The sequence below is a fragment of the Duganella qianjiadongensis genome, assembly GCF_009857915.1.
GTDB classification, from domain to species: domain Bacteria; phylum Pseudomonadota; class Gammaproteobacteria; order Burkholderiales; family Burkholderiaceae_D; genus Rugamonas; species Rugamonas qianjiadongensis.
This window is the reverse complement of sequence record NZ_WWCM01000019.1, coordinates 40353-61654: the sequence shown is the minus strand read 5'-3', so window position 1 is coordinate 61654 and position 21302 is coordinate 40353. Positions and strand designations below refer to the sequence as shown.

Annotated in this window: 18 protein-coding genes; 5 read left to right on the top strand and 13 right to left on the bottom strand. The window is 62.1% G+C overall.

Annotation, left to right across the window (positions count from 1 at the left end; genetic code table 11):
- Nucleotides 1-8: 8 nt before the first annotated feature.
- Together GTP27_RS20210 and mutY are read left to right on the top strand one after the other, a co-directional pair.
- Nucleotides 9-1937 (top strand): dynamin family protein, encoded by a 1929-nt coding sequence (locus GTP27_RS20210; RefSeq protein ID WP_161040915.1) that lies wholly within the window; start codon nt 9-11, stop codon nt 1935-1937.
- A gap of 42 nt (nt 1938-1979) precedes the next feature.
- A complete protein-coding gene (mutY, locus tag GTP27_RS20205) occupies nt 1980-3104 on the top strand; it encodes an A/G-specific adenine glycosylase (RefSeq protein ID WP_161040914.1) in 1125 nt (374 codons plus the stop codon).
- A gap of 20 nt (nt 3105-3124) precedes the next feature.
- Here the strand turns inward: mutY and GTP27_RS20200 are convergent, their stop codons facing one another.
- From GTP27_RS20200 to GTP27_RS20160, 9 genes are all read right to left on the bottom strand, one after another.
- Nucleotides 3125-3502, bottom strand: a complete 378-nt coding sequence (locus GTP27_RS20200; protein WP_161040913.1) for a coiled-coil domain-containing protein — start codon at nt 3500-3502, stop codon at nt 3125-3127.
- A gap of 59 nt (nt 3503-3561) precedes the next feature.
- Nucleotides 3562-4698 carry a deoxyguanosinetriphosphate triphosphohydrolase gene (locus tag GTP27_RS20195; RefSeq protein WP_161040912.1) on the bottom strand — a complete coding sequence of 379 codons (1137 nt, stop codon included), beginning with the start codon at nt 4696-4698 and terminating at the stop codon, nt 3562-3564.
- Nucleotides 4699-4712: 14 nt separating this feature from the next.
- Nucleotides 4713-6356 (bottom strand): bifunctional shikimate kinase/3-dehydroquinate synthase AroKB, encoded by a 1644-nt coding sequence (aroKB, locus tag GTP27_RS20190; RefSeq protein WP_161040911.1) that lies wholly within the window; start codon nt 6354-6356, stop codon nt 4713-4715.
- 12 nt (nt 6357-6368) lie between these two features.
- Nucleotides 6369-8546 carry a beta strand repeat-containing protein gene (locus GTP27_RS20185; RefSeq protein ID WP_202416965.1) on the bottom strand — a complete coding sequence of 726 codons (2178 nt, stop codon included), beginning with the start codon at nt 8544-8546 and terminating at the stop codon, nt 6369-6371.
- A 97-nt stretch (nt 8547-8643) separates the two neighbouring features.
- Complete coding sequence (locus GTP27_RS20180; RefSeq protein WP_229634253.1) at nt 8644-10857, bottom strand: type IV pilus secretin PilQ; 2214 nt, start codon at nt 10855-10857, stop codon at nt 8644-8646.
- Nucleotides 10854-11417 carry a pilus assembly protein PilP gene (locus GTP27_RS20175; protein WP_161040910.1) on the bottom strand — a complete coding sequence of 188 codons (564 nt, stop codon included), beginning with the start codon at nt 11415-11417 and terminating at the stop codon, nt 10854-10856. The genes GTP27_RS20180 and GTP27_RS20175 overlap by 4 nt, the downstream gene beginning before the upstream one ends.
- Nucleotides 11414-12091 (bottom strand): type IV pilus inner membrane component PilO, encoded by a 678-nt coding sequence (locus GTP27_RS20170; protein ID WP_161040909.1) that lies wholly within the window; start codon nt 12089-12091, stop codon nt 11414-11416. Before GTP27_RS20170 ends, GTP27_RS20175 begins: the two co-directional genes overlap by 4 nt.
- Nucleotides 12092-12096: 5 nt before the next feature.
- Complete coding sequence (locus tag GTP27_RS20165) at nt 12097-12720, bottom strand: PilN domain-containing protein (protein WP_161040908.1); 624 nt, start codon at nt 12718-12720, stop codon at nt 12097-12099.
- Nucleotides 12720-13796, bottom strand: coding sequence for a pilus assembly protein PilM (locus GTP27_RS20160; protein WP_161040907.1), 1077 nt, complete (start codon nt 13794-13796; stop codon nt 12720-12722). Before GTP27_RS20160 ends, GTP27_RS20165 begins: the two co-directional genes overlap by 1 nt.
- Before the next feature lie 331 nt (nt 13797-14127).
- Here GTP27_RS20160 and GTP27_RS20155 point away from each other — a divergent pair, with 331 nt between their 5' ends.
- Nucleotides 14128-16476, top strand: coding sequence for a penicillin-binding protein 1A (locus GTP27_RS20155; RefSeq protein ID WP_161040906.1), 2349 nt, complete (start codon nt 14128-14130; stop codon nt 16474-16476).
- Here GTP27_RS20155 and cyaY read toward each other — a convergent pair.
- The gene (gene cyaY / locus GTP27_RS20150; RefSeq protein WP_161040905.1) at nt 16468-16809 is read right to left on the bottom strand and encodes an iron donor protein CyaY; all 342 of its coding nucleotides are present in this window, start codon (nt 16807-16809) and stop codon (nt 16468-16470) included. The two genes, GTP27_RS20155 and cyaY, sit on opposite strands and share 9 nt — an antisense overlap.
- A 51-nt stretch (nt 16810-16860) precedes the next feature.
- Between cyaY and lptM the strand changes: the two genes are divergently transcribed.
- The gene (gene lptM / locus GTP27_RS24285; RefSeq protein WP_371865960.1) at nt 16861-17034 is read left to right on the top strand and encodes an LPS translocon maturation chaperone LptM; all 174 of its coding nucleotides are present in this window, start codon (nt 16861-16863) and stop codon (nt 17032-17034) included.
- A 6-nt stretch (nt 17035-17040) separates the two neighbouring features.
- On the top strand, nt 17041-18318 hold the full coding sequence (gene lysA / locus GTP27_RS20145; protein ID WP_161040904.1) for a diaminopimelate decarboxylase: 1278 nt from the start codon (nt 17041-17043) through the stop codon (nt 18316-18318).
- A gap of 94 nt (nt 18319-18412) precedes the next feature.
- On the opposite strand, the gene msrQ is transcribed toward lysA, so the two are convergent.
- The 3 genes from msrQ to ccsB all read right to left on the bottom strand — a co-directional run bounded on the left by msrQ (nt 18413) and on the right by ccsB (nt 21293).
- Nucleotides 18413-19030, bottom strand: a complete 618-nt coding sequence (gene msrQ / locus GTP27_RS20140; protein WP_161040903.1) for a protein-methionine-sulfoxide reductase heme-binding subunit MsrQ — start codon at nt 19028-19030, stop codon at nt 18413-18415.
- Between the two features lie 3 nt (nt 19031-19033).
- The gene (gene msrP, locus GTP27_RS20135; protein WP_161040902.1) at nt 19034-20011 is read right to left on the bottom strand and encodes a protein-methionine-sulfoxide reductase catalytic subunit MsrP; all 978 of its coding nucleotides are present in this window, start codon (nt 20009-20011) and stop codon (nt 19034-19036) included.
- A gap of 127 nt (nt 20012-20138) precedes the next feature.
- Nucleotides 20139-21293 carry a c-type cytochrome biogenesis protein CcsB gene (ccsB, locus tag GTP27_RS20130; RefSeq protein ID WP_161040901.1) on the bottom strand — a complete coding sequence of 385 codons (1155 nt, stop codon included), beginning with the start codon at nt 21291-21293 and terminating at the stop codon, nt 20139-20141.
- Nucleotides 21294-21302 lie beyond the last annotated feature (9 nt).

Here is a 21302-nt window from a genome sequence, read left to right as displayed (position 1 = left end):
CAGACTCCATGGTCAGGGATTTCGAACATTACAGTGCATGGCGCCAGAGCGTACTGACCGCGCTGACCGGCTACCAGAGCTGGATGCGGGCCGCTGGCCTGGCCGACGGTGCCACCGAGCAGCGCATAGCCCGTACACTGGCGCGGCTGGGCGACGACAAGCTGTCGCTGGCATTTGTGGCGGAATTCTCGCGCGGTAAATCGGAACTGATCAACGCCATCTTCTTTGCCGATTATGGCCAGCGCCTGCTGCCCTCGGCGGCGGGGCGCACCACCATGTGTCCTACCGAGCTGATGTACGACGCGGCCCACCCGCCTTCGCTGCGCCTGCTGCCTATCGAGACCCGCGCCCGGCACCTCTCCACCAGCGACTACCGCGAGCAGCCCGAGGCATGGACCGTGCTGCCGCTGGATCTGGCCGACGGCGCCGGCATGCACGAGATTTTCAAGCAGGTGGGCCTGACCCGCCGCGTGCCGGTGGACGAAGCGCGCCGCTATGGTCTGTACGACGAAGAAGACCCCGCGCTGGCCAGCACCATAGACGCAGCGGGCATGGTGGAGATATCGCGCTGGCGCCATGCCATCATCAACTTCCCTCACCCGCTGCTCAAGCAGGGGCTGGTGATACTCGATACGCCGGGCCTGAACGCCATCGGCACGGAACCGGAGCTGACCCTCAACCTGATCCCCAATGCGCATGCCGTGCTGTTCATCCTCGCCGCCGATGCCGGCGTTACGCGCAGCGACATCGAGGTCTGGCGCCAGCACATAGGCGCCGGGCCGGGCCGGCTGGTGGTACTGAACAAGATCGATGGCCTGTGGGATGAATTGCGCAGCGAGGCCGACATCCATGCCGATATCGTGCGCCAGCAGGAACAGGCGGCCCATACGCTGGGGCTGGAAACCCGTCAGGTGTTTCCCGTCTCGGCGCAAAAAGGGCTGGTGGCACGCATTACGGGCGATGCCGCTCTGCTCGAACGCAGCCGCCTGCCCGCGCTGGAACAGGCGCTGTTCGAGCAGCTGATCACGGCCAAAAAAGATATCGTGCGCCAGCAGCTGCAGGACGAACTGCAGGCACTGAGCAGCGCCCAGCTAGGGCTGCTGCAGGCGCGCAGCCGCGGCATCGTCGAACAGCTGGTGGAACTCAACAGCCTGCGCGGCAAGAACCAGAACATGATCAGTCACATGATCCGCCGCATCGACGTGGAAAAGAAGGAATTCGATGCCAGCCTGTACACGCTGCAGGCCACGCGTTCCGTATTCACACGCCTGTCCACCGAACTGTACACCTGCATGGGCATGGACATCGTGCGCGATGATATCGAGCAGGTCCGTAGCGATATGCAGCAAAGCCGCTTCTTCACGGGCGTGCGCGAAGCCATGCGCCAGTACTTCGGCCGGGTCAATGCCAACCTCGATGCGGCCGAGCGCAAAACGGCCGAAATCAGCGACATGATGGCCGTGATGTACCGCCGTTTTGCTAACGAACACGGGCTTTCGCTGGCCATGCCGATGGCATTCACGCTGCAGCCCTACCGTTCCGAAATCGCCACCATCGAAACGATTTATAACAAACAGTTCGGCACTGCCACCTTGCTTACCACCAGCCGCGTGGTACTGATGGAGAAGTTTTTTGATACCATCGCGTCGCGCGTGCGGGCCTGCTTCAAGGCGGCCAATCAGGATGCGGAAGCGTGGCTGAAAGTGATCATGGCGCCGCTGGAAGCGCAGATCCGCCAGCACAAGGAACAGCTCAGACACCGGCAGGCGTCGATCCAGCGCATCCATGATGCGACCGATAGTCTGGAACAGAAGATCGAAGCCTTCGAAGCCAGCCAGCAGGAACTGGCGGCACAGAAGATTACCCTGCTGGAGCTGGCCGGACAGGTCAGCCTCGCCATCAACGCACCATGGCCGGCACTGGACGCCGCCGCTTAAAGACATCCGGCATCGCGCCGGCCCCGTATTTTCAGGAAGATTATGAAGTTAGCAGTCGAATTTGCACGAGAAGATTTTCACGATCCCGATTTTTCCGCCACCCTGATGGCGTGGCAGAAGCAGCACGGCCGGCACACGCTGCCGTGGCAAAACACGCGTGATGCCTATCTGATCTGGCTGTCCGAAATCATGCTGCAGCAGACCCAGGTTTCCGCCGTGATCGGCTACTACCAGCGCTTCCTGCAGCGCTTCCCCGATCTGGCCAGTCTGGCTGCAGCGCCGGTGGAAGAGGTGATGGCGCAGTGGAGCGGGCTCGGTTACTACACCCGTGCACGCAATCTGCACAAATGCGCGCAGCGCGTGGTGGCCGAATATGGCGGCGTGTTCCCGTCCGATCCGCTGTTGCTGGCCGACCTGCCCGGCATAGGCCGCTCTACCGCTGCAGCGATTGCGGCATTTTCCAGTGGCCGCCGCGCCGCCATCATGGATGGCAACGTCAAGCGTGTGCTGGCGCGCGTGTATGGCGTCGACACCTACCCGGGCGAGCGCAAGACGGAAGAAATGCTGTGGCACCGGGCCGAGGCGCTGCTGCCCGAACAGGGCATAGAATCGTACACGCAGGGTCTGATGGACATGGGCGCAACGCTGTGCACGCGCAGCAAGCCCGATTGCGCGCGCTGCCCCATGCAGCCGCGCTGCGTGGCCTATAACACGGGCCGCACGGCGCAACTGCCGGTGCGCAAACCGAAGAAGGCCAGTCCCGAAAAGCACGCCATCATGCTGCTGATGATAGCTAACGGCGCCGTGCTGCTGGAGCAGCGGCCACCAAGCGGCATCTGGGGTGGTTTGCTGTCGCTGCCCGAACTGGCAGGCCATGTGGCCGCGCCGGAGGAGGATGGGCATGATGCGAATGCGGTGGAAGATAGCGAACTGCTGCGCGCGGTGGAACCGTTTGGCACGATGGAAAGCTATGAACGTCTGAACACGGTCATCCATGTGTTCACCCACTACAAGCTGCACATCGCGCCTTACCGCATTACGCTGGCGCAGCGGCGCATGATGGCGGCGCAATCAGCTTACGTCTGGCTGCCGCTGGCACAGCTAGGTGAGGCCGCCCTGCCCGCCCCGATCAAAAAACTGTTGCTGGAACTGGCAGGCAGCCCCTAGCTGGCTAACCAGCTTGTGGCTCAGACCCAGAACTTGACCACCGCCACGATGATGCTGGCCATCGTCAGCACCGTACCGATAAGCCAGCGCAATATGCGTAATTCCAGGTGCGCCATTTGCAAGCGCATTTCACCGAGGTCATTGCTGATGCGCTTTTCGAATTCGCTCGAGCGCTGGTTCAGCGTCGCAAACTCTTCGGCTTGCTGTCGTTCCAGCGCCCGCAGTTCGGTCTTGCTGGCGGACTGTTCGAACAACAGCGCAATCCGGCTTTCCATGCGCAGAATGTCTTCCTTGCTGGCAAAATAGCGGCGCATTTCCTGCCGCTCCTGCCGCAAAGATTCCACTTCGTTTTCAACCGAAGTAAGCCGCTTATCGAGTTTTGAAATTTGCTCGTCCATGCCTGATCATCCCCTTGGCAGCAGGGATGATCAAGGCCGCACGATTGAGGAAACTCAAATTACAGTTCTTCGAGCGAGAACAGGCGGCGGTGTTCGCGGATAGCGTAGCGGTCCGTCATGCCAGCGATGTAGTCCGCTATCTTGCGGGCCTGCTTGCTGACGTCGCCTGACTTGTCCTGATAGTCGGGCGGCAGCAGCACAGGATCGGCCATGAAAGCGCCATACAGCTCGCGCACGATGCGGCTGGCTTTGACGCGCATGCGGTTGACCTTGTAGTGGCGGTACAGATTCTCGCGCAGGAAGCGCTTGAGTTCCGTCGCATCCTTGCGCATAGGATCGGAGAAGCGGATCAGCGGCGGCGCGGCGCGCACCTCGTCTATGCTCTTAGGCGCGGCATCGGCCAGCAGGCGGCTGGAGGTGACGATCAGATCGTCGGCCAGTGCCGTAATCAGACGGCGCAAGGTTTCGTAGATGGCACGGCGGCCCGACAGGCCGGGAAAATGCTGCTGCACATCGCGCCACAGGCGGGCGAAGAATTCCACCTGCTCCAGCTGCGCGATGGTGATCAGGCCGGAGCGCAGACCGTCATCGATATCGTGGCTGTTGTAGGCAATTTCGTCGGCCAGATTGGTCAGCTGGGCTTCCAGCGATGGCTGGGTGCGGTCGATAAAGCGCTGCGCTACCGGCCCCAGCAAGCGGGCATTATTGAGCGAGCAGTGCTTGAGTATGCCCTCGCGGGTTTCGAACATCAGGTTCAGGCCATCGTAGGCGCCGTAATGCTCTTCCAGCTCGTCCACCACGCGCAGGCTTTGCAGATTGTGTTCGAAGCCGCCATGCTCCTGCATGCACTCGTTGAGCACATCCTGCCCCACGTGGCCGAACGGCGTGTGGCCCAGATCGTGCGCCAGCGAGATGGCTTCCACCAGATCCTCGTTCAGGCGCAGATTGCGCGCCAGCGAACGGCCGATCTGCGCCACTTCCAGACTATGGGTCAGCCGGGTGCGAAACAGATCGCCCTCGTGATTGAGGAATACCTGGGTCTTGTACTCGAGCCGGCGGAAGGCCGACGAATGGATGATGCGGTCGCGGTCGCGCTGGAACTCGCTGCGCGAGGCGTGCGGCGTTTCGGCAAAGCGGCGCCCGCCGCCGCCCGATGCATGGGCAGCATAAGGGGCGAGGAGGTCGTCGGGCAGCATGGCTTATGGTCCGCTTAGATACTGGCTGCCAGCGTTTGCAGCAGCAGCTCCTGCGGTGCGTTGCTAATGCAGGGCGCGCCCAGAGGTTTCATCAGGATGAACTTGATGGCACCGCCCTCGTTCTTCTTGTCCACTTCCATCAGTTCCAGCCAGCGCGCCGTGCCCAGATCGGGTGCCTTGATCGGCAGGCCAGCGGCAGCCACCAGCGCGCGCACGCGCTCCACTGTCGCCGCATCGACCATGCCCATGCGCTGCGACAGATCGGCTGCCATCACCATGCCGCAGCCCACGGCTTCACCGTGCAGCCACTGGCCGTAGCCCATGCCCGCCTCGATGGCGTGGCCGAAGGTGTGGCCGAAATTAAGGATGGCACGCAGGCCGCCTTCGCGCTCGTCCTGACGCACCACGTCGGCCTTGATTTCGCAGGAACGGGCGATGGCGTAAGCCAGCGCGCCCTTGTCGCGTGCTACCAGCTTGGCGATATTCGCTTCTATCCACTCGAAGAACGGCAGGTCGATCACGGCGCCATATTTGATGACTTCGGCCAGACCGGCCGCCAGTTCGCGCGCCGGCAGGGTTTCCAGCGTGGTGGTATCGGCCAGCACGGCACGCGGCTGGTAGAACGCGCCTATCATGTTCTTGCCCAGCGGATGGTTGATGCCGGTCTTGCCGCCCACCGAGGAATCCACCTGCGACAGCAGAGTGGTAGGCACCTGGATGAAATCCACCCCGCGCATATAGCTGGCAGCGGCATAGCCGCACAGGTCGCCGATCACGCCGCCGCCCAGCGCTACCAGCGTGGTCTTGCGGTCGGCCTTGCTGGCCAGCAGGGCGTCGAAAATCTTCATCAGACTTTCCCAGTTCTTGAACTCCTCGCCGTCGGGCAGCACGATGCTGATGATCTGCTTGCCGGCAGCGCGCAGGCCCGCTTCCACCCGCTCCAGATACAGCGGCGCGATGGTGCTGTTGGTGACGATGGCAACCTTGTTGCCGTGCACGTGGCGCGCCAGCAGGGACTGATCCTGCAGCAGCGCAGGACCGATAGCGATCGGGTAGCTGCGCTCGCCCAGATCGACATTTAACAGGATGGTGGATTCTTCGTTCATGGAAGGCTGGGCTTGAGTCACACAGTTGGGCGCGGCCTCGCAGGCGCGCGTTTCCAGCTGGTTGAGAATAATGGATACCATGGATTGTACGTTAGGACGTCCCGTATCGATGACGATGTGGGCGACTTCCGTGTACAGCGGATCGCGCACGGCCATCAGCTCCTCGAGCTTCTTGCGCGGATCGACCGTTTGCAGCAGCGGACGGTTCTTGTCGTGGGCAGTGCGCTGCAGGATGCTGTTGACGCTGGCACGCAGATAGATCACCGTGCCCCGTTCCTGCAGAAAGGCGCGGCTCTCCGGATTGAGGATGGCGCCGCCGCCCGTGGCCAGCACGATGCCCTGCTGGCCGGTGAGTTCCCGTATGACTTCCGCTTCGCGGCGGCGAAAGCTGGCTTCCCCTTCGATTTCAAAGATCCACGGGATGGTGGCTCCCGTCCGGGCTTCGATTTCGTGGTCGGAATCGATAAAACGCAGCCCCAGCTTACGCGCCAGGATGCGGCCGATGGTGGTTTTTCCTGCCCCCATCAGGCCGACTAGAAACACATTAGGCATGAACAGTCCGAGTTAATTCGGGTTACTACACGAAGTTGATGTCCCGTAGGGGCTAGTCAGCCCCGGCGGTGTGATCGTCTGGAGCGCAAAATCTGCCGCCAAACCCGGTAAGTGTACCAGACCCGTGTAATTCGATTCACTCCCGTTCACCTGACCGCGTACCGTCAGGTTCACATCGAGCCAGTTGGCGCGGTCGCGCGGGTAGATCAGCGAGACGATGGCCTGCCCCTTGGCGTCGGTGGTAACGTTGGTGCTGACGCTGACCGGTATGCCCGGATCGAGCACGCCATTGCCGTTCAGGTCCTCGCCCGCATCGAGTATGCCGTTGCGGTTGATGTCCTCGTTGGCGCAGCCCACATGCTGTACCGGGGTCCATGGCCCCTGCGGCAGGGCATAGCCCAGCATGCCCTTGTAGTAGGTGGTAGGCAGCACGGAAGCCGTCAGTTTCACGCCCGGCACGGCATTGCCGGCGGCATCGGTCACCAGCACCAGATAGTCGAGCTGGTAGGAAGCGCTGCCCGGCGTCTGCACCAGATTGCCCGTACCGGCGCTGATGAACAGGGATTTCTGCGCCACCGTCAGGCTGGCCACGGCGCTGGCACCGGAACCGCCGATGATGCGCGCCTGGATCTGCACGCCATTGAGCGGCGACGGATTGCTGCCAGCCACAAAGCTCACCGTGGCCGAGCCGTCCGCGCCGGTCTGCACCAGCGCAGGCTGGGTCAGCGTACCGCCGCTAGGGTCGGTCAGGATGGAGAAGGCCACGCTGGCGTTCTTCACCACATTGTTCTGCGCCGTGCCGTCGCGTACCACGGCACGCAAGCTGGTCTGCTGGGCGGTGCTGCCGGCCACATTGGCGCCGATCACGGCCGGATCGGCCTGCACGGTAATGGTGGCGATATTGGTCAGCGGCGCCACGAATTCCAGACTGGTCTGGGTGGTCTGGCCAATCACCGTGGCCGTCAGCGTGGCCACACCGGGGCCGCTGGCGTTCAGGTAGGCACTGGCTGCACCGCCTACCAGCGCTACCGGTCCGGACAGAGGAATGCTGCAGGCGGCATCGCTATACACGGTACCGCGCGAGCTGCTGATGGTGACAGCGCCAGCCGGCCCGCCCGTTACCGCCACCTGCTGGCAGCCGCCGATAGGCGCCGTGGTTTCGACATTGCCCGCGCCATCGAGCACCTTGACGGCGAAGCTGGACGCATTGATGACGATGCTGGCCGAGGCCGATTCGCCACCGGCTTTGACCGTGATCACATCCGCCGAACCGCCGCTGGCGGCGTAGCTGAGCACCAGCTGGCCAGCGGAGTTGGTGACGGCATTGCCACCGCCCTTGACTGTCAGGCTGTTGGCGTTGGAAGAATACTGCACCGTTTTACCGGCCAGCGCATTGCCGGCCGAATCCACCAGCTTCAGGGTGACGTCGGCGCTGGAGCCCGCATTGATGGTGGGCTGGGAATTAATCGTCAGGCGGTTGCCAGCCACGTTGACGATGGTGCTGACGGGCGCCGCGCCCGGCACGCTGGCCGTGATGCGGATAGCGCGCGAAGTCGGATCGCCGCCCGTGCCCAGTTTTTCCGTCACCAGACCTTGCGCGTTGGTGACGCGGCTGGTCAGCGACAGGCTGCCGGAATCCGCGCTCAGGCTCACCGTGACGCCGGACATCACGGTGTTGTTAGCATCGCGCACCAGCGCCATCACACTGACTTCGTTACCGGCCGTGCCGACGGAAGCGAGCGTACCCGAATCCGTCGTCAGGCTCAGGGTAGGCACGGCATTGATCACGTCCACCGTAATCTCGGCCGACTTGGCGGAGCCGGCACTGGCCGTGATGGTGATCTTGCGCAGGCTGCTATCGCCCTTGGTGCTGAGCTTTTCCGTCACCTGTCCGGAGCTGTTGGTGACGCGGTTGGTATTGCTGACCGTGCCCGAGCTGGCGGTAAAACTCACGGTTTCATTGGGCAGCGCATTGCCGCCAGCATCCTTGACGATGACGGTCAGCGTCACTTCCGTGCCATCGAGGCCGGAGGACGCCAGCGTGGTGGCGCTAGCCTGCAGCAGCACACTGGCTGCCTTGGACGGCGCTACGCCATTGCTATTGCTACCGGGCGAACCACCGCCACCACCGCATGCCGACAGCAGAGTGGCGCATACCAGCAGCGCCAGCCATTCGCGGAATTTATTCATGATGCGCTTCCCATTTGGTTGAGGATGAATACTGCTCTTGCCGCTGCCGCTGCCGCCGGCAGCCAGGTCGCCGGCGCTGTCGTGCCGGCGTGTAATATCAGCGCGAGATCAGCCGGTCCGCCACGATTTTCGGCGTGATGAATACCAGCAGTTCGGTCTTGTCATTGGTGCGGCTATTGCTGCGGAATAGATTGCCGAGCAGCGGCACATCGCCCAGCAAGGGCACTTTGTCGGTGGTGTTGCGTTCGGTCTGCTGGTAGATCCCGCCCAGCACCACGGTGCCGCCGTTATCCACCATCACCTGCGTCTTGACGTGTTTGGTATCGATGGCGAAACCGGCGCGGGTTTCCTGCCCCACGCTATCCTTGTTCACGTCCACATCGATCACCACATTGCCGTCGGGGGTAATCTGCGGCGTGACTTCCAGCCGCAGATTGGCTTTGCGGAACTGGATCGACGTGGCGCCGCTGCTGGTGGCAACCTGATACGGCAGTTCTATGCCCTGCTCGATCAGCGCGATCGCCTTGTCGGCCGTGATCACGCGCGGGCTGGAGATAATCTTGCCGGTACCGTCAGCTTCCAGTGCCGACAGTTCCAGATTGAGGAAGCGGTTGGCGGCCGACGAGAACAGGCTGACGGCCAGCGTGCCGGCTGCCGCACCGTTGATGGCCGATGCCGGCAGGTTGACGAACTGGGTGTTGTTGTAGCTGGCATCGGTAGGCTTGACCTGGCCCGTAATTTCGCCCACGCCCGTCATATTGCCGCCTATGCCGACGCGGGTATTGCTGCTGCCGATCTGGTAGCCGGAGTCGCCGCCGCGGATGGTGCGCAGATCGGCGAAGCCCAGCTTGGCGCCCAGATTGCGGGTAAAGGTGTCGCTCGCTTCGACGATGCGCGCTTCGATCAGCACCTGCTTGGATGCCACGTCGGTCTTGGCGATCAGCTTGCGGATATCTTCCAGCTTGGACGGAATGTCGGTCACGAACAGCTGGTTGGTACGCGGTTCGATGATGGCGCTGCCCCGTTTGGACAGCACGCGGTTCTTGCTATCGGCGCCGCCATCGAGCCCGAACACGGTCTTGAACGCGTCGGCCTTCTGGTAATTGAGCTGGAAGATTTCCGACTTGAGCGGCTCCAGATCGGCGATCTGGGCGCGCTGTTCCAGTTCCAGTTTTTCCTTGGTCAGCAGCTCTTCCTTGGGCGCGATCCACAGCACCGAGCCGTTCTTGCGCATGTCCAGCCCTTTGGCCTGCAGCACCACGTCCAGCGCCTGATCCCATGGCACTTCCTTCAGGCGCAGGGTGAGATTGCCGGCCACGCTATCGCTGGTGATGATGTTCAGCCCCGAGATATCGGCAATTGCCTGCAGCGCCGCGCGCACTTCCACATTCTGGAAATTGAACGACAGCTTTTCGCCGCGATAGCCCTGGGTACCCTGCGTGAGCTTGTTGGGGTCTTCCCTGATCGGTTTCACATCGATCACCAGCTGGGTGTCGCTCTGGTACACCGTCTGTTCCCACAGGCCGCGCGCCTCGATGGTCAGACGGGTGTTCTCGCCCTGCGCCAGCGTAGTGACCTGTGCCACCGGCGTACCGAAGTCGCCCACGTCGAGACGGCGGCGCAGATTTTCCGGCACGCCCGTCTTGAGGAAATCCACTACCACACCGGTAGGCGTCTGACGCACATCGGCCGCCACCTGATTGTTGGGCAGATCGACGATCACGCGGCCTTCGCCATTGCTGCCACGGCGAAAATCGATATAGCGCAGCATGGGGCGGGTTGCCGCAGCCGGCTTGGTGCTCGCCACCGGCAGGCCGGCTGCATCGACCGGCGCGCTGACGCCGCCGCTGCCGTCTATGGTGAGGATCACGGCCTTGCCGTCGATGGCGGTAGCGTAATTGAGGCTGCGCTTGAGATTGAACACCAGACGCGAGCGCTCGCCCGCCTGCACCACATTCACGCTGCGCAGTTCGCCCACGCCGATATCCTGCGTGCTGCTGCCGGTGGCATTGGAAGTGGCGCCGAAGTCCAGCGCGATCCGTGGCGGGTTGGTGATGGAAAAACCGATGGGCAGCTTGTCCGGCGCGTGCTTCAGACCGATGCGCACGATGACGTTGGCGCCCTGACGGTTGGCGGTGATGGATTCGATCGCATTCGCGGTAGCGGCGGGGGCTACGGTCGCTTCCGGCGTTGCGGCGCCGGGGTTCTGTGCCTGCAGCGGAGCCGCGGCCAGCAGCATGGCTACGCTGGCGAATATGGCCGCCCAGCCGGCACGGGCCAGCACAGGCCCTGACTTGGTATGCGCCATCATTTGCTCGTCTCCTTACTTTCCTGCAGTTCCAGCTTCGAAATGCGCTCGACCCAGTCGCCCGCTGCATCCTGCACAATTTCCTTGATCACTACCGTGCTGTCGTTAATGCTGGTGATCAGCCCGAAGTTCTGCCCCAGATGCTGACCCGCCACCACGTGATGCACCGAACGGTCGATCTGCAGAATCGCGTGGGTCACACCGCGCTGCTGTATGGTGCCCACCATCTTCATGGTATCGAGCGGGAAGCCTTCGAGGTATTCCTTGCGCCGCTCCATATCCGGTTTGAGGCCCTTGCCTTCGCGCGCACTGCTGCGCGCCAGCTCGTCCAGCAGCTTATTGGGATTGAAGGGATCGACCGCACCGCTCTGCCCGTAGGCAAACGGGATAAAATTCTTCGGCTCGGCCAGCGGTGGCACCGCCACGCGCGCCTGCGCATCGACCTGTTTCATCCACGCCCGCACTTCCTGCTCGTCGCTATTGCCGCAACCGGCCAGCAGTACGCCCAGCGCCAGCAGCACCAGCGGCTTGCTCAGATGAGCCCTTGTGATCAGCGTGTTCATGATTTTTTCGCTGCCTTCTTTTTCTTGTCGGCAGCCGCCTTGCGCTGGGCCTGCACTTCTTCGGGATCCAGATAGCGGAAGGTCTTGGCCACGGCTTCCAGCGTCAGTACGCCATCCTTGCCGGTGCTCAGGCTCATGTTGTTGAGCGTGACGATGCGCGGCAGATTGGCCATGTCGCCAGCAAAGGCGCCGATATCGTGATAGCTGCCGCTGACCCGGATATCGATGGGCAGCTCGGCGTAATAGTCGCGCACCACCACCTGCGCCGGTTTGAACAGCTCGAACTGCAAGCCACGGCCGGCACCGGCCTGATTGATGTCGGTCAGCAGGGCCGCCATTTCCGCCTTGCTCGGCAACTGCTTCTGCAACCGGTCCACATACTGGTCCACCTGTACTTTCTGTGCCCGCAGCGCTTCCAGATTCACTGCCTGCGCCGTCTTGAAGCGGTATTCGTCGCGCAGCTTCAGTTCCAGCGCCGCACCGGCATCCTGCTCTTCGAACTGGCTGCTCCAGTAGAAGAAGTAGCCCAGCCCTATCACGGCAGCCATCACGCCTGCGCTGCACAGCATGCGCGGCGCCAGCGGCCACAGCCCGGGATGGCGGCCACTCAGATTGCGGAACTGGCCCGCCAGCTGCGCGCCCAGTTCATTCAGGTTGAGGTTCAGATTGGCCATGGCGTTCAATGCTCCCCTGCCCTGGCGGTGTTGGCGGCTTTGGCTTTAGCGCCAGCGGGCGCATCCTGATCGCGCGGCCGCTTGATATACACCAGCAAATTGAACTCCACCACCTTGCGCGTGGTCTTGCCCTGCCCCAGCCCGGTCGACTTCACTTCGATCAGATCGGGCCGTTCCAGCCATGGCGACACGCCGGCCAGATTGCGCAGCAGTTCGGACACGCGCTCCTGCGATTGTGCGTAGCCGGTCACGGCCACTTTCTGGCCCTCCTGCTTGAAGCTTTTCAGATACACGCCGGCCGGCGTCTGACGTACCAGTTCATCGAGCAGATACACGGGTTGATTGCGGTCCCCCTGCAGATCTTCCACCGCCTGCTGGCGCGCTTTGAGCGCTTCGATTTCCTGCTTGAGCGTGGCGATTTCGGCGATCTGCTTGTCGAGACCGGAGATGGCCTGCTTGATCACCTGATTGCGCGCATTCTGGATCGAAATGCTGCGCGCGTTATAGCCGCCTATCAGCAACACCACACCCACACCGATCAGACCGCCCAGCGTCAGCAAAGCGAAGAAGGCAGACTTCTTCTGCTTGCGCTTCTCTTCGCGGTGGGGCAGCAGGTTTATGCGTATCATCAGCCGAACCTCCGCAGAGCCAGCCCGCAAGCCACCAGATAGGCCGGCGCTTCGCTACGCAGTTGCGACTCGCGCACCGAGGCGCCAAGCTGCATGCCCTGGAACGGCGAGATCACGCTGCTGGCGATCCGGCTGCGGCTGGTCACCAGCTCCAGCAGGCCGGGCAGAACGGCACAGCCACCGGCCAGATACAGCTGGTCGATGCGGGTGTAGGGGGTGGAGGTATAGAAGAACTGGATAGCGCGCGTCACTTCCATGGCGGCGCTTTCGAGGAAAGGCATCAGCACGTCGACATGGTAGCCGTCGGGCAGATCGCCCGAGCGTTTGCGCGCCTCGGCCTCATCGAACGACAGGCCGTAGTTGCGCACGATTTCCTGAGTCAGCAGCTGGCCGCCGAACGGCTGTTCGCGCTCGTACACGGTGACGCCATCGAGCAGTACCGAAATCTGCGTGACCTGCGCGCCTATCTGGAACAGCGCCACGATCTGGCCTGCGCCGCCAGCGGGCAACTGGGCAGTGATACGGTCGAGCGCAGCGCGCGCCGCATACGATTCGATATCCATCACGGTGGGTTTCAGGCCCGATGCTTCGGCGATCGCTACGCGGTCTTCGACTTTTTCGCGCCGCGCTGCGGCCAGCATCACTTCGATATCTTCCGCACCGCTGGCGGCCGGACCGATCACATCGAAATCCAGACTCACTTCATCCAGCGCAAACGGTATGTACTGGCTCGCTTCCGATTCCACCTGCACTTCCAGCTGGTCTTCTTCCAGCCCGGCAGGCAGCACGATCTTCTTGGTAATCACGGCGGCGGACGGCATGCCCAGCGCCACCAGACGGGCGCGCGTACCGCTCTTTTTCCACAGCCGGCGCAGCGCATCGACCACCTGTTCCAGATTCTCGATATTACCATCGACCACAGCGCCACGCGGCAGCGCTTCGCTGGCATAGCGCTCCAGCCGGTAGCCATCTTTGCCGGCCTGCGCCAGTTCGACCATGCGGATGCTGGACGTGCTGATATCCACCCCGGCCAGCGGCGGATTACCCTGCCCCAGCAAGCTTTTGAAATCTATCATAGGGCCATCTCCCCGCTGTTCTCACGAGGCTGACGCCGACCCAACAGATGTTGTGTTTCCATAAAGGAACTCGTTTGAAAACCAGTGTTTATAGGGGGGAAGATAAGACCGTACATTAATTCCTGCCAATTTAAGTGTAAAGGTATTTCTTCTGCGCACAATTGCACTTTTGTACCCCCAATGCCACATTTTTCAGCGACTCTGTAGAAGCAAAAACAATTCAGTTGTTTTATTGCTCACTGGAAATATTTTGTGCGATCGGGCGCGGAGTCCCGCCAGCATTGGCGCTCGCTTATAATGGCCCGCACACGCCACCAAGAGATTGCATTGCATGAGTACTTCTTCAAATTCTTCGCCTCCGGACGCAACAAATTCCGTAAAACAGGGTAAACCTGCAACACGTTTCCTGATGCAGGCCGCTTTTGCCATGGCGGGACTGCTGGTAGGCGGGATTTTGCTGGTGGTGTTCGGACTGGCCATGGCCTACCCCAACCTGCCCGAACTCGATACGCTGACCGACTACCGGCCCAAGATGCCGCTGCGGATTTTCTCTGCTGATAATGTGCTGATCGGCGAGTTCGGCGAAGAGCGCCGCAACCTTGTGCACATCCGCGAAATTCCCGACGTGATGAAGAAGGCCGTGCTGGCCATCGAAGATGACCGCTTCTACGAACACGGCGGCGTGGACTACACGGGCATCCTGCGCGCAGCCGTGCACAATGCCACGGGCGGCGCCAAGCAGGGCGCGTCCACCATCACCCAGCAGGTGGCGCGTAACTTCTTCCTGTCGAGCGAACAGACGCTCAAGCGCAAGCTGTATGAAATGCTGCTGGCGTGGAAGATCGAGAAGAATCTGAGCAAGGACCAGATACTCGAGGTGTATATGAACCAGATCTATCTGGGCCAGCGCGCTTACGGCTTCTCCTCGGCCGCGCAGATCTACTTCGGCAAATCGCTCAAGGAACTGACGGTGGCGGAAGCGGCCATGCTGGCCGGCCTGCCCAAAGCGCCGTCGGCCTACAACCCAGTGGTCAACCCGAAACGGGCCCGTACGCGCCAGCAGTACATCCTGCAGCGCATGCACGAACTGGGCTACATCACCGACAAACAGTTCGAAGCGGCCAAGGCGGAACAGCTCAAGGTCAAGACCGACAGCAGCGAATTCGGCGTGCATGCCGAATATGTATCGGAAATGGCGCGCCAGCTGGTGTATGAACAGTTCAAGGAAGACACCTACACGCGCGGCCTGAACGTGTTCACCACCATCACCAAGGCCGATCAGGACGCCGCCTATCTGGCGCTGCGCAAAGGCGTGATGGATTACGAGAAGCGTCACGCCTACCGCGGGCCGGAAGCGTATATCGATATCCCGCAGAACAAGGAAGAAGCCGACGACGCCATCGAAACGGAACTGGCCGACCACCCCGACAGCGACGACATCATCGCCGCCATGGTGCTCACTGCCACGCCGCAGCAGATCGTGGCCGTCACCGCCACCGGCGAGGAAATCAAGATCACCGGTGCCGGTCTGGAAATGGGCCGCTCGTGGCTGTCCGACAAGGCGGCGCCCAACAAGCGCATCCGCCGCGGCGCCGTGATCCGCGTGATGCAGGAAGGGAAAGACTGGCTGGTGACCCAGATGCCGGAAATCGAATCGGCCTTCGTCGCTGCCGACACCCACGATGGCGCCATCAAGGCCATGGTGGGCGGCTTCGATTACAACCGCAGCAAATTCAATCACGTCACCCAGGCCTGGCGCCAGCCCGGTTCCTCGTTCAAGCCCTTCATCTACTCGGCTTCGCTGGAGCGGGGTCTGTCGCCGGCCACCATCATCAACGATGCGCCGATTTCCTTCGACGCGGGCCAGACTGGCGGCCAGGCCTGGGAGCCGAAGAACTACGACGGCAAGTACGAAGGCCCGATGACCATGCGTAAGGGCTTAACCAAGTCCAAGAACATGATCTCGATCCGCATCCTGCACCGCATCGGCGCCAAATACGGACAGGAGTACAGCACCCGCTTCGGCTTCGACGCCGACAAGAACCCGCCCTACCTGACGCTGGCACTGGGCGCGGGCAACGTCACGCCGCTGCAAATGGCAGGCGCCTACGCGGTATTTGCCAACGGCGGCTACAAGGTCAATCCCTACCTGATTTCGCGCGTGACGGATGCCAACGGCAAGGTGCTGTCGCAGGCACGGCCCGACAAGGCCGGCGACGAAGCCAACCGCGTGATCGACGAGCGCAACGCCTTCCTGATGGACAGCATGCTGAAAGACGTGGTGCGCTTCGGTACGGCCACCAAGGCGCTGGTGCTGAAACGCCCCGACCTGTCGGGCAAGACGGGTACCACCAATGATTCCATCGACGCGTGGTTTGCCGGCTATCAGCCGCATCTGGTGGGGGTAGCATGGATAGGTTACGACCAGCCCAAGAATCTGGGCAACCGCGAAACGGGGGGCGGACTGGCCTTGCCGATCTGGATCAGCTATATGCAGAAGGCGCTGAAGAACATCCCTATCGAAGAGCGCGCCGTACCGGAAGGCGTGATGCTGATCGGCGACGAGTACTACTATGCGGAGAACCCGCCCGGCACGGGCGTGCCGAACATCGATGGCGCCAGCCGCGTGACCCCGGCCGATGAAAAAGCCAGGGACGCGGTGAAGAACGAATTATTCTGAGTCACATTCCAGACACACGGGCGAACCGCCCTGCGCGCTGACCATCTCGGACAGCGCGCTGAATAATTCGCTGTCGTCGCGGGTATTGCGCCACTTGCCGTCGCGCTGGCGGTAGTGGTAGCCACCGGAACGCGAGGCCACCCACATCTCCTGCATGGCGGCCTGGCTGTTGACGATGATCTTGGAACCATTGTCGATAAACTCGATTTCCAGCACATTGCCACTGCGGCTGCACTCGACATCGATCATGCCTTCGTCGTTCAATTCGTCCAGCGCCAGCGCAATCCGGCTCAGGGTTGCGTCGGCTTGCGCCAGGAATTCTGATTCGCCCATGCTACACTCCATGTTTAAGCAATTAATCTAACCTTCAAGCGTGATTCTATCGTGAAGTCCAGTTTCCGTTTTGTTATTGGCACTGCAACCCTGTGCCTGACCGTCTTGCTGAGCGCGTGCGGCCAACCCGGCCCGCTGTATCTGCCCAAGATTCCGCCCGCCAAGCCAGCCAAGAGCGGCGACGCGGCAGCGGCACCGACCACTCCTACCGCCCCTCAACAATAAACATCCATGTCGCATTTTTCCTATATTAACGGTGTGCTGCACGCTGAAGGCGTGTCGCTCGCCGCCGTGGCCGAGCAGTTCGGCACCCCCACCTACGTGTATTCCAAAGCGGCCCTGCTGGCCAATTTCGCTTCCTACGCCGATGCCTGCGCCGGCCGCGATGCACTGGTGTGCTATGCCATGAAAGCCAACTCGAATCTGGCCATACTCGACCTGCTGGCCCGTCAGGGCGCCGGTTTCGATATCGTTTCGGGCGGCGAACTGCTGCGCGTACTGGCTGCCGGCGGCGACCCGCGCAAAGTCATCTTCTCGGGTGTAGGCAAGAGCGTGGCCGAGATGCAGCTGGCGCTCAGCCACGACATCCTGTGCTTCAACGTGGAATCCATCCCCGAACTGCACCGCCTGAACGAAGTGGCTGGCGCCATGGGCAAGACGGCGCGCATTTCGCTGCGCGTCAACCCTAACGTCGACGCCAAGACTCACCCTTACATCGCCACCGGCCTGAAAGCCAACAAGTTCGGCGTCGCTTTCGACGACGCGCTGGAAACTTACCGCACTGCCGCCCAGCTGCCGCATCTGGAAGTGACCGGCATCGACTGCCACATCGGCTCGCAGCTGCTGGACGACGCGCCGCTGCTGGAAGCGCTGGACCGTCTGATCGAACTGATCGACCAGCTGGGCAGCGAAGGCATCGTTCTGCACCACCTCGACATCGGCGGCGGCATCGGCATCCAGTACGGCGAGGCGGGCGAAGCCGATCCGGTGCCGGTAGGCGCCTATCTGGGCCGCCTGTTTGCCCGTATCGACGCCTGGCGCGCCGAGCGTCATGCGGGTGTGCCGATCAAGGTCATCTTCGAGCCGGGCCGCTCCATCGTGGGCGACACGGGCGTGCTGCTGACCCGGGTGGAATACCTCAAGCACGGCGAAGAAAAGAACTTCTGCATCGTCGACGCGGCCATGAACGACATGTCGCGCCCTACCCTGTATCAGGCGTGGATGGATATGCAGCCGGTAGTGCAAGGCCAGAGCGCAGCGCAGACCTACGACGTGGTGGGCCCGATCTGCGAATCGGGCGACTGGCTGGCACGCGACCGCGCGCTGGCCGTGCAGGCCGGCGATCTGCTGGTGATGCACTGCGCCGGCGCCTACGGCATGACCATGTCTTCCAACTACAACACGCGTGGCCGCGCGGCCGAAGTCATCGTCGATGGCAGCAGCAGCCACGAAGTGCGCAAGCGCGAAAATCCGGCCGAGCTGTACGCGCTGGAATCGCGTCTGGCCTAAAACTGCAGGGCCGCGCCGGGCGGTCTGCAAACACAGCGGGGGCGGAGCAGGCATAGCCTGTTCCGCCCCCGTTCTTTATCGGCGCGCTGGCCAACTACGCCAGCTTGGGCGCTTTGGCGAATTTGCCCTTCAGGCGGAACAGCAGCAGGCCGGCGAAGATGCAGGCGAACAGTATGGGCTGACCCAGCAGGTGCTTGCCCGCCTTCATCCACCAGAAGTGCAGCACGGCCAGCGGCGCGATCGCGTAGATGATCTGGTGCAGCCGCTGCCACGCCTTGCCGCCCATCCGGCGCATCATGCCGTTGCTACTGGTCACGGCCAGCGGGATCAGCAGCACAAAGGCGGCAAAGCCTACCGTGATGAAGGGCCGCTTGAGCACATCCTGCCACATTTCCTGCAGGTCGAAAAAGTGATCGAACCAGAGGAAGGTGAGGAAGTGCAGCAGGCCATAGAAAAACACGTACAGGCCGGCCATGCGGCGCAGTTTCACCAGCCAGTTCCAGCCAGTCAGACGGCGCAGCGGGGTGATTGCCAGCGTCACGGTGAGCAGATACAGCGTCCAGTCGCCCGTGCCGCGGGTGATGAATTCCAGCGGCTCCACCAGCTGCCCCGTCACGGTCAGCACCACCATGCGCGCAAGGGGCACCAGCGCCAGCAGGAACAGGGCGCCCTTGAGCCAGCCTAGCTGGCGCGCAGTCAGTTGCACGGCCATGGCTTAATAGAACTTCTTCAGGTCCATGCCCGCGTACAGCGGCGCCACGTCGGCATAGCCGTTGAACATCAGGGTCTTGCGTTTGCGGGCCAGGAAGCCGTCTTCGCCGATGCGGCGCTCGGACGCCTGCGACCAGCGCGGGTGATCGACTTCGGGGTTCACATTCGAATAGAAGCCGTATTCATTCGGTGCCGACAGATTCCACGAGGTGCGCGGCTGCTCGCGCACGAAGCGGATCTTGACGATGGACTTGGCCGATTTGAAGCCGTATTTCCACGGCAGCACCATGCGCACGGGTGCGCCATTCTGGTTGGGCAGCACTTCGCCATACATGCCCAGCGTTAGCAGCGCCAGCGGGTGCGCTGCTTCGTCGATGCGCAAGCCTTCCGTGTAAGGCCAGTCCAGCACGCGGCTGGCCACGCCGGGCATCTGCTTTTTGTCGGCCAGCGAAATGAATTCCACGTATTTGGCGTTGCTGGTCGGCTCGACCTTTTTCATGAGCTCGGAGAAGGAATAGCCTACCCACGGTATCACCATGGACCAGCCCTCCACGCAGCGCAGGCGGTACACGCGCTCTTCCAGCGGTGCCAGTTTCAGCAGGCTGTCCAGATCGAGCGTCATGGGCTTTTTCACTTCGCCTTCGATGCTGACCGTCCACGGATGGGTCTTCAGCGTGCCCGCATACATGGCCGGTTCGCTCTTGTCGGTGCCGAATTCGTAGAAGTTGTTGTAGCTGGTGGCGTCCTTGTAGGGCGTGGGCTTGTCCAGCGCCGAATACGCGGGATTGAGCTTGCCCGCCAGTTTGGGACGCACGCCCTGTGCAAACGCCTCGCGCTGGGCCATTTCCATCAGAGCGGCCCCGCCGATGGCGCCCACGGCCAGCTGACGGATGAAGTCGCGCCGTCCTTCATAGACGGCGCGCGGAGTGATTTCCGAGGAAAACGGCAGTTCGATGCCGTTCGGACTACGTTTGATCAACATGCTGGCTCCTGTGGCGTACAAGGTATTTACTTCGGATTAAGACTGCGCTCGCTGTCAGTCTTAACACTTAGTCGCGCTGCAAACCGCAACCTTACACCATTCTTTGCCAGCCGTTGTTAGGCCCTCATTAAAGCTTGCCGTAGGAGTGCAGGCCGGACAGGAACATGTTGACACCAAGGAAAGCAAAGGTCGTCACCAGCAGGCCTACCAGCGCCCACCATGCGGCCGGACGGCCGCGCAGGCCCGTCATCAGGCGCATGTGCAGCCAGGCGGCGTAGTTGAGCCAGACGATCAGCGCCCAGGTTTCTTTCGGGTCCCACGACCAGTAGCCGCCCCACGCTTCCGCTGCCCACAGCGCGCCGAGGATGGTGGCGATGGTGAAGAAGGCGAAACCGGCCGAAATGGCTTTGTACATGACATCGTCCAGCACTTCCGCCGACGGCAGGCGGTCAACCAGATAGCCCGAGGTTTTCAGCAGATAGGCAGCAGCCACCATGGCAGCGAGCGAGAAGTTGCCGTAGCCGATGAAGTTGGCCGGTACGTGGATTTTCATCCACCAGCTTTGCAGCGCCGGCAGCAGGGGCTGGATTTCGGCCGCATCGCGGGTGGTGGTGTACCAGAACAGGAAGGCAATGGCTGCGCTGATTACCAGCGTCACAAACGCGCCCATCTGGCTGGTGGCATAGCGCTGCTCGAAGTACAGATAGAACATGGCCGTGATCAGGGCGAACAGCACGAACACTTCATACAGATTGGAGACGGGGATATGGCCCACGTCCGTGCCGATCAGGTAGGACTCGTACCAGCGCACCATCATGCCCGTCAGTCCCAGCACCACGGCCGCCCAGCACAGCTTGTTGCCTATGCTGAAAGCCACGTTCGAGCGGCCCAGCAGGCCCACCCAGTAGAACAGCGTGGACAGGATGAACATCATGCTCATCCACAGGATGGCGGACTGGCTAGACAGCATCATGCGCAGCCAGAATTTTTTCGTGCCGTTATCGAGCGCGCCGCCGTACATGGCGATGGCGCCCAGCGACAACAGGGCCACCAGCGGCATCAGCCAGCGCGCCGGCTTCCAGTGCCAGCCCAGTGCGGCAAAGGTCGGGGCAGCCGCCAGCAGGATGCCCTGCTCGTAGATGTCCATATACTGGCCGTAGCGGTTCAGGCCGAACAGCGCGGCAGCCACCAGTGCAAGGCCGAACACCCAGTCAAGCGCGCTCAGACGTTTGAAATAGCCGGGCGCTTGGGTGTAAGTCTGGCTCGATTGGGTCAGTTCCATCTTCATTCT

Excerpts from the sequence above, each read along its gene's own strand:
- GTP27_RS20175 (WP_161040910.1), bottom strand. The coding sequence starts at position 11,417 with ATGAACACGCTGATCACAAGGGCTCATCTGAGCAAGCCGCTGGTGCTG.
- GTP27_RS20210 (WP_161040915.1), top strand. The coding sequence starts at position 9 with ATGGTCAGGGATTTCGAACATTACAGTGCATGGCGCCAGAGCGTACTG.
- GTP27_RS20160 (WP_161040907.1), bottom strand. The coding sequence starts at position 13,796 with ATGATAGATTTCAAAAGCTTGCTGGGGCAGGGTAATCCGCCGCTGGCC.
- GTP27_RS20185 (WP_202416965.1), bottom strand. The coding sequence starts at position 8,546 with ATGAATAAATTCCGCGAATGGCTGGCGCTGCTGGTATGCGCCACTCTG.
- GTP27_RS20180 (WP_229634253.1), bottom strand. The coding sequence starts at position 10,857 with ATGATGGCGCATACCAAGTCAGGGCCTGTGCTGGCCCGTGCCGGCTGG.
- GTP27_RS20165 (WP_161040908.1), bottom strand. The coding sequence starts at position 12,720 with ATGATACGCATAAACCTGCTGCCCCACCGCGAAGAGAAGCGCAAGCAG.
- msrP (WP_161040902.1), bottom strand. The coding sequence starts at position 20,011 with ATGTTGATCAAACGTAGTCCGAACGGCATCGAACTGCCGTTTTCCTCG.
- GTP27_RS20170 (WP_161040909.1), bottom strand. The coding sequence starts at position 12,091 with ATGGCCAATCTGAACCTCAACCTGAATGAACTGGGCGCGCAGCTGGCG.
- GTP27_RS20195 (WP_161040912.1), bottom strand. The coding sequence starts at position 4,698 with ATGCTGCCCGACGACCTCCTCGCCCCTTATGCTGCCCATGCATCGGGC.
- aroKB (WP_161040911.1), bottom strand. The coding sequence starts at position 6,356 with ATGCCTAATGTGTTTCTAGTCGGCCTGATGGGGGCAGGAAAAACCACC.
- cyaY (WP_161040905.1), bottom strand. The coding sequence starts at position 16,809 with ATGGGCGAATCAGAATTCCTGGCGCAAGCCGACGCAACCCTGAGCCGG.
- ccsB (WP_161040901.1), bottom strand. The coding sequence starts at position 21,293 with ATGGAACTGACCCAATCGAGCCAGACTTACACCCAAGCGCCCGGCTAT.
- lysA (WP_161040904.1), top strand. The coding sequence starts at position 17,041 with ATGTCGCATTTTTCCTATATTAACGGTGTGCTGCACGCTGAAGGCGTG.
- msrQ (WP_161040903.1), bottom strand. The coding sequence starts at position 19,030 with ATGGCCGTGCAACTGACTGCGCGCCAGCTAGGCTGGCTCAAGGGCGCC.
- GTP27_RS20200 (WP_161040913.1), bottom strand. The coding sequence starts at position 3,502 with ATGGACGAGCAAATTTCAAAACTCGATAAGCGGCTTACTTCGGTTGAA.
- mutY (WP_161040914.1), top strand. The coding sequence starts at position 1,980 with ATGAAGTTAGCAGTCGAATTTGCACGAGAAGATTTTCACGATCCCGAT.
- GTP27_RS20155 (WP_161040906.1), top strand. The coding sequence starts at position 14,128 with ATGAGTACTTCTTCAAATTCTTCGCCTCCGGACGCAACAAATTCCGTA.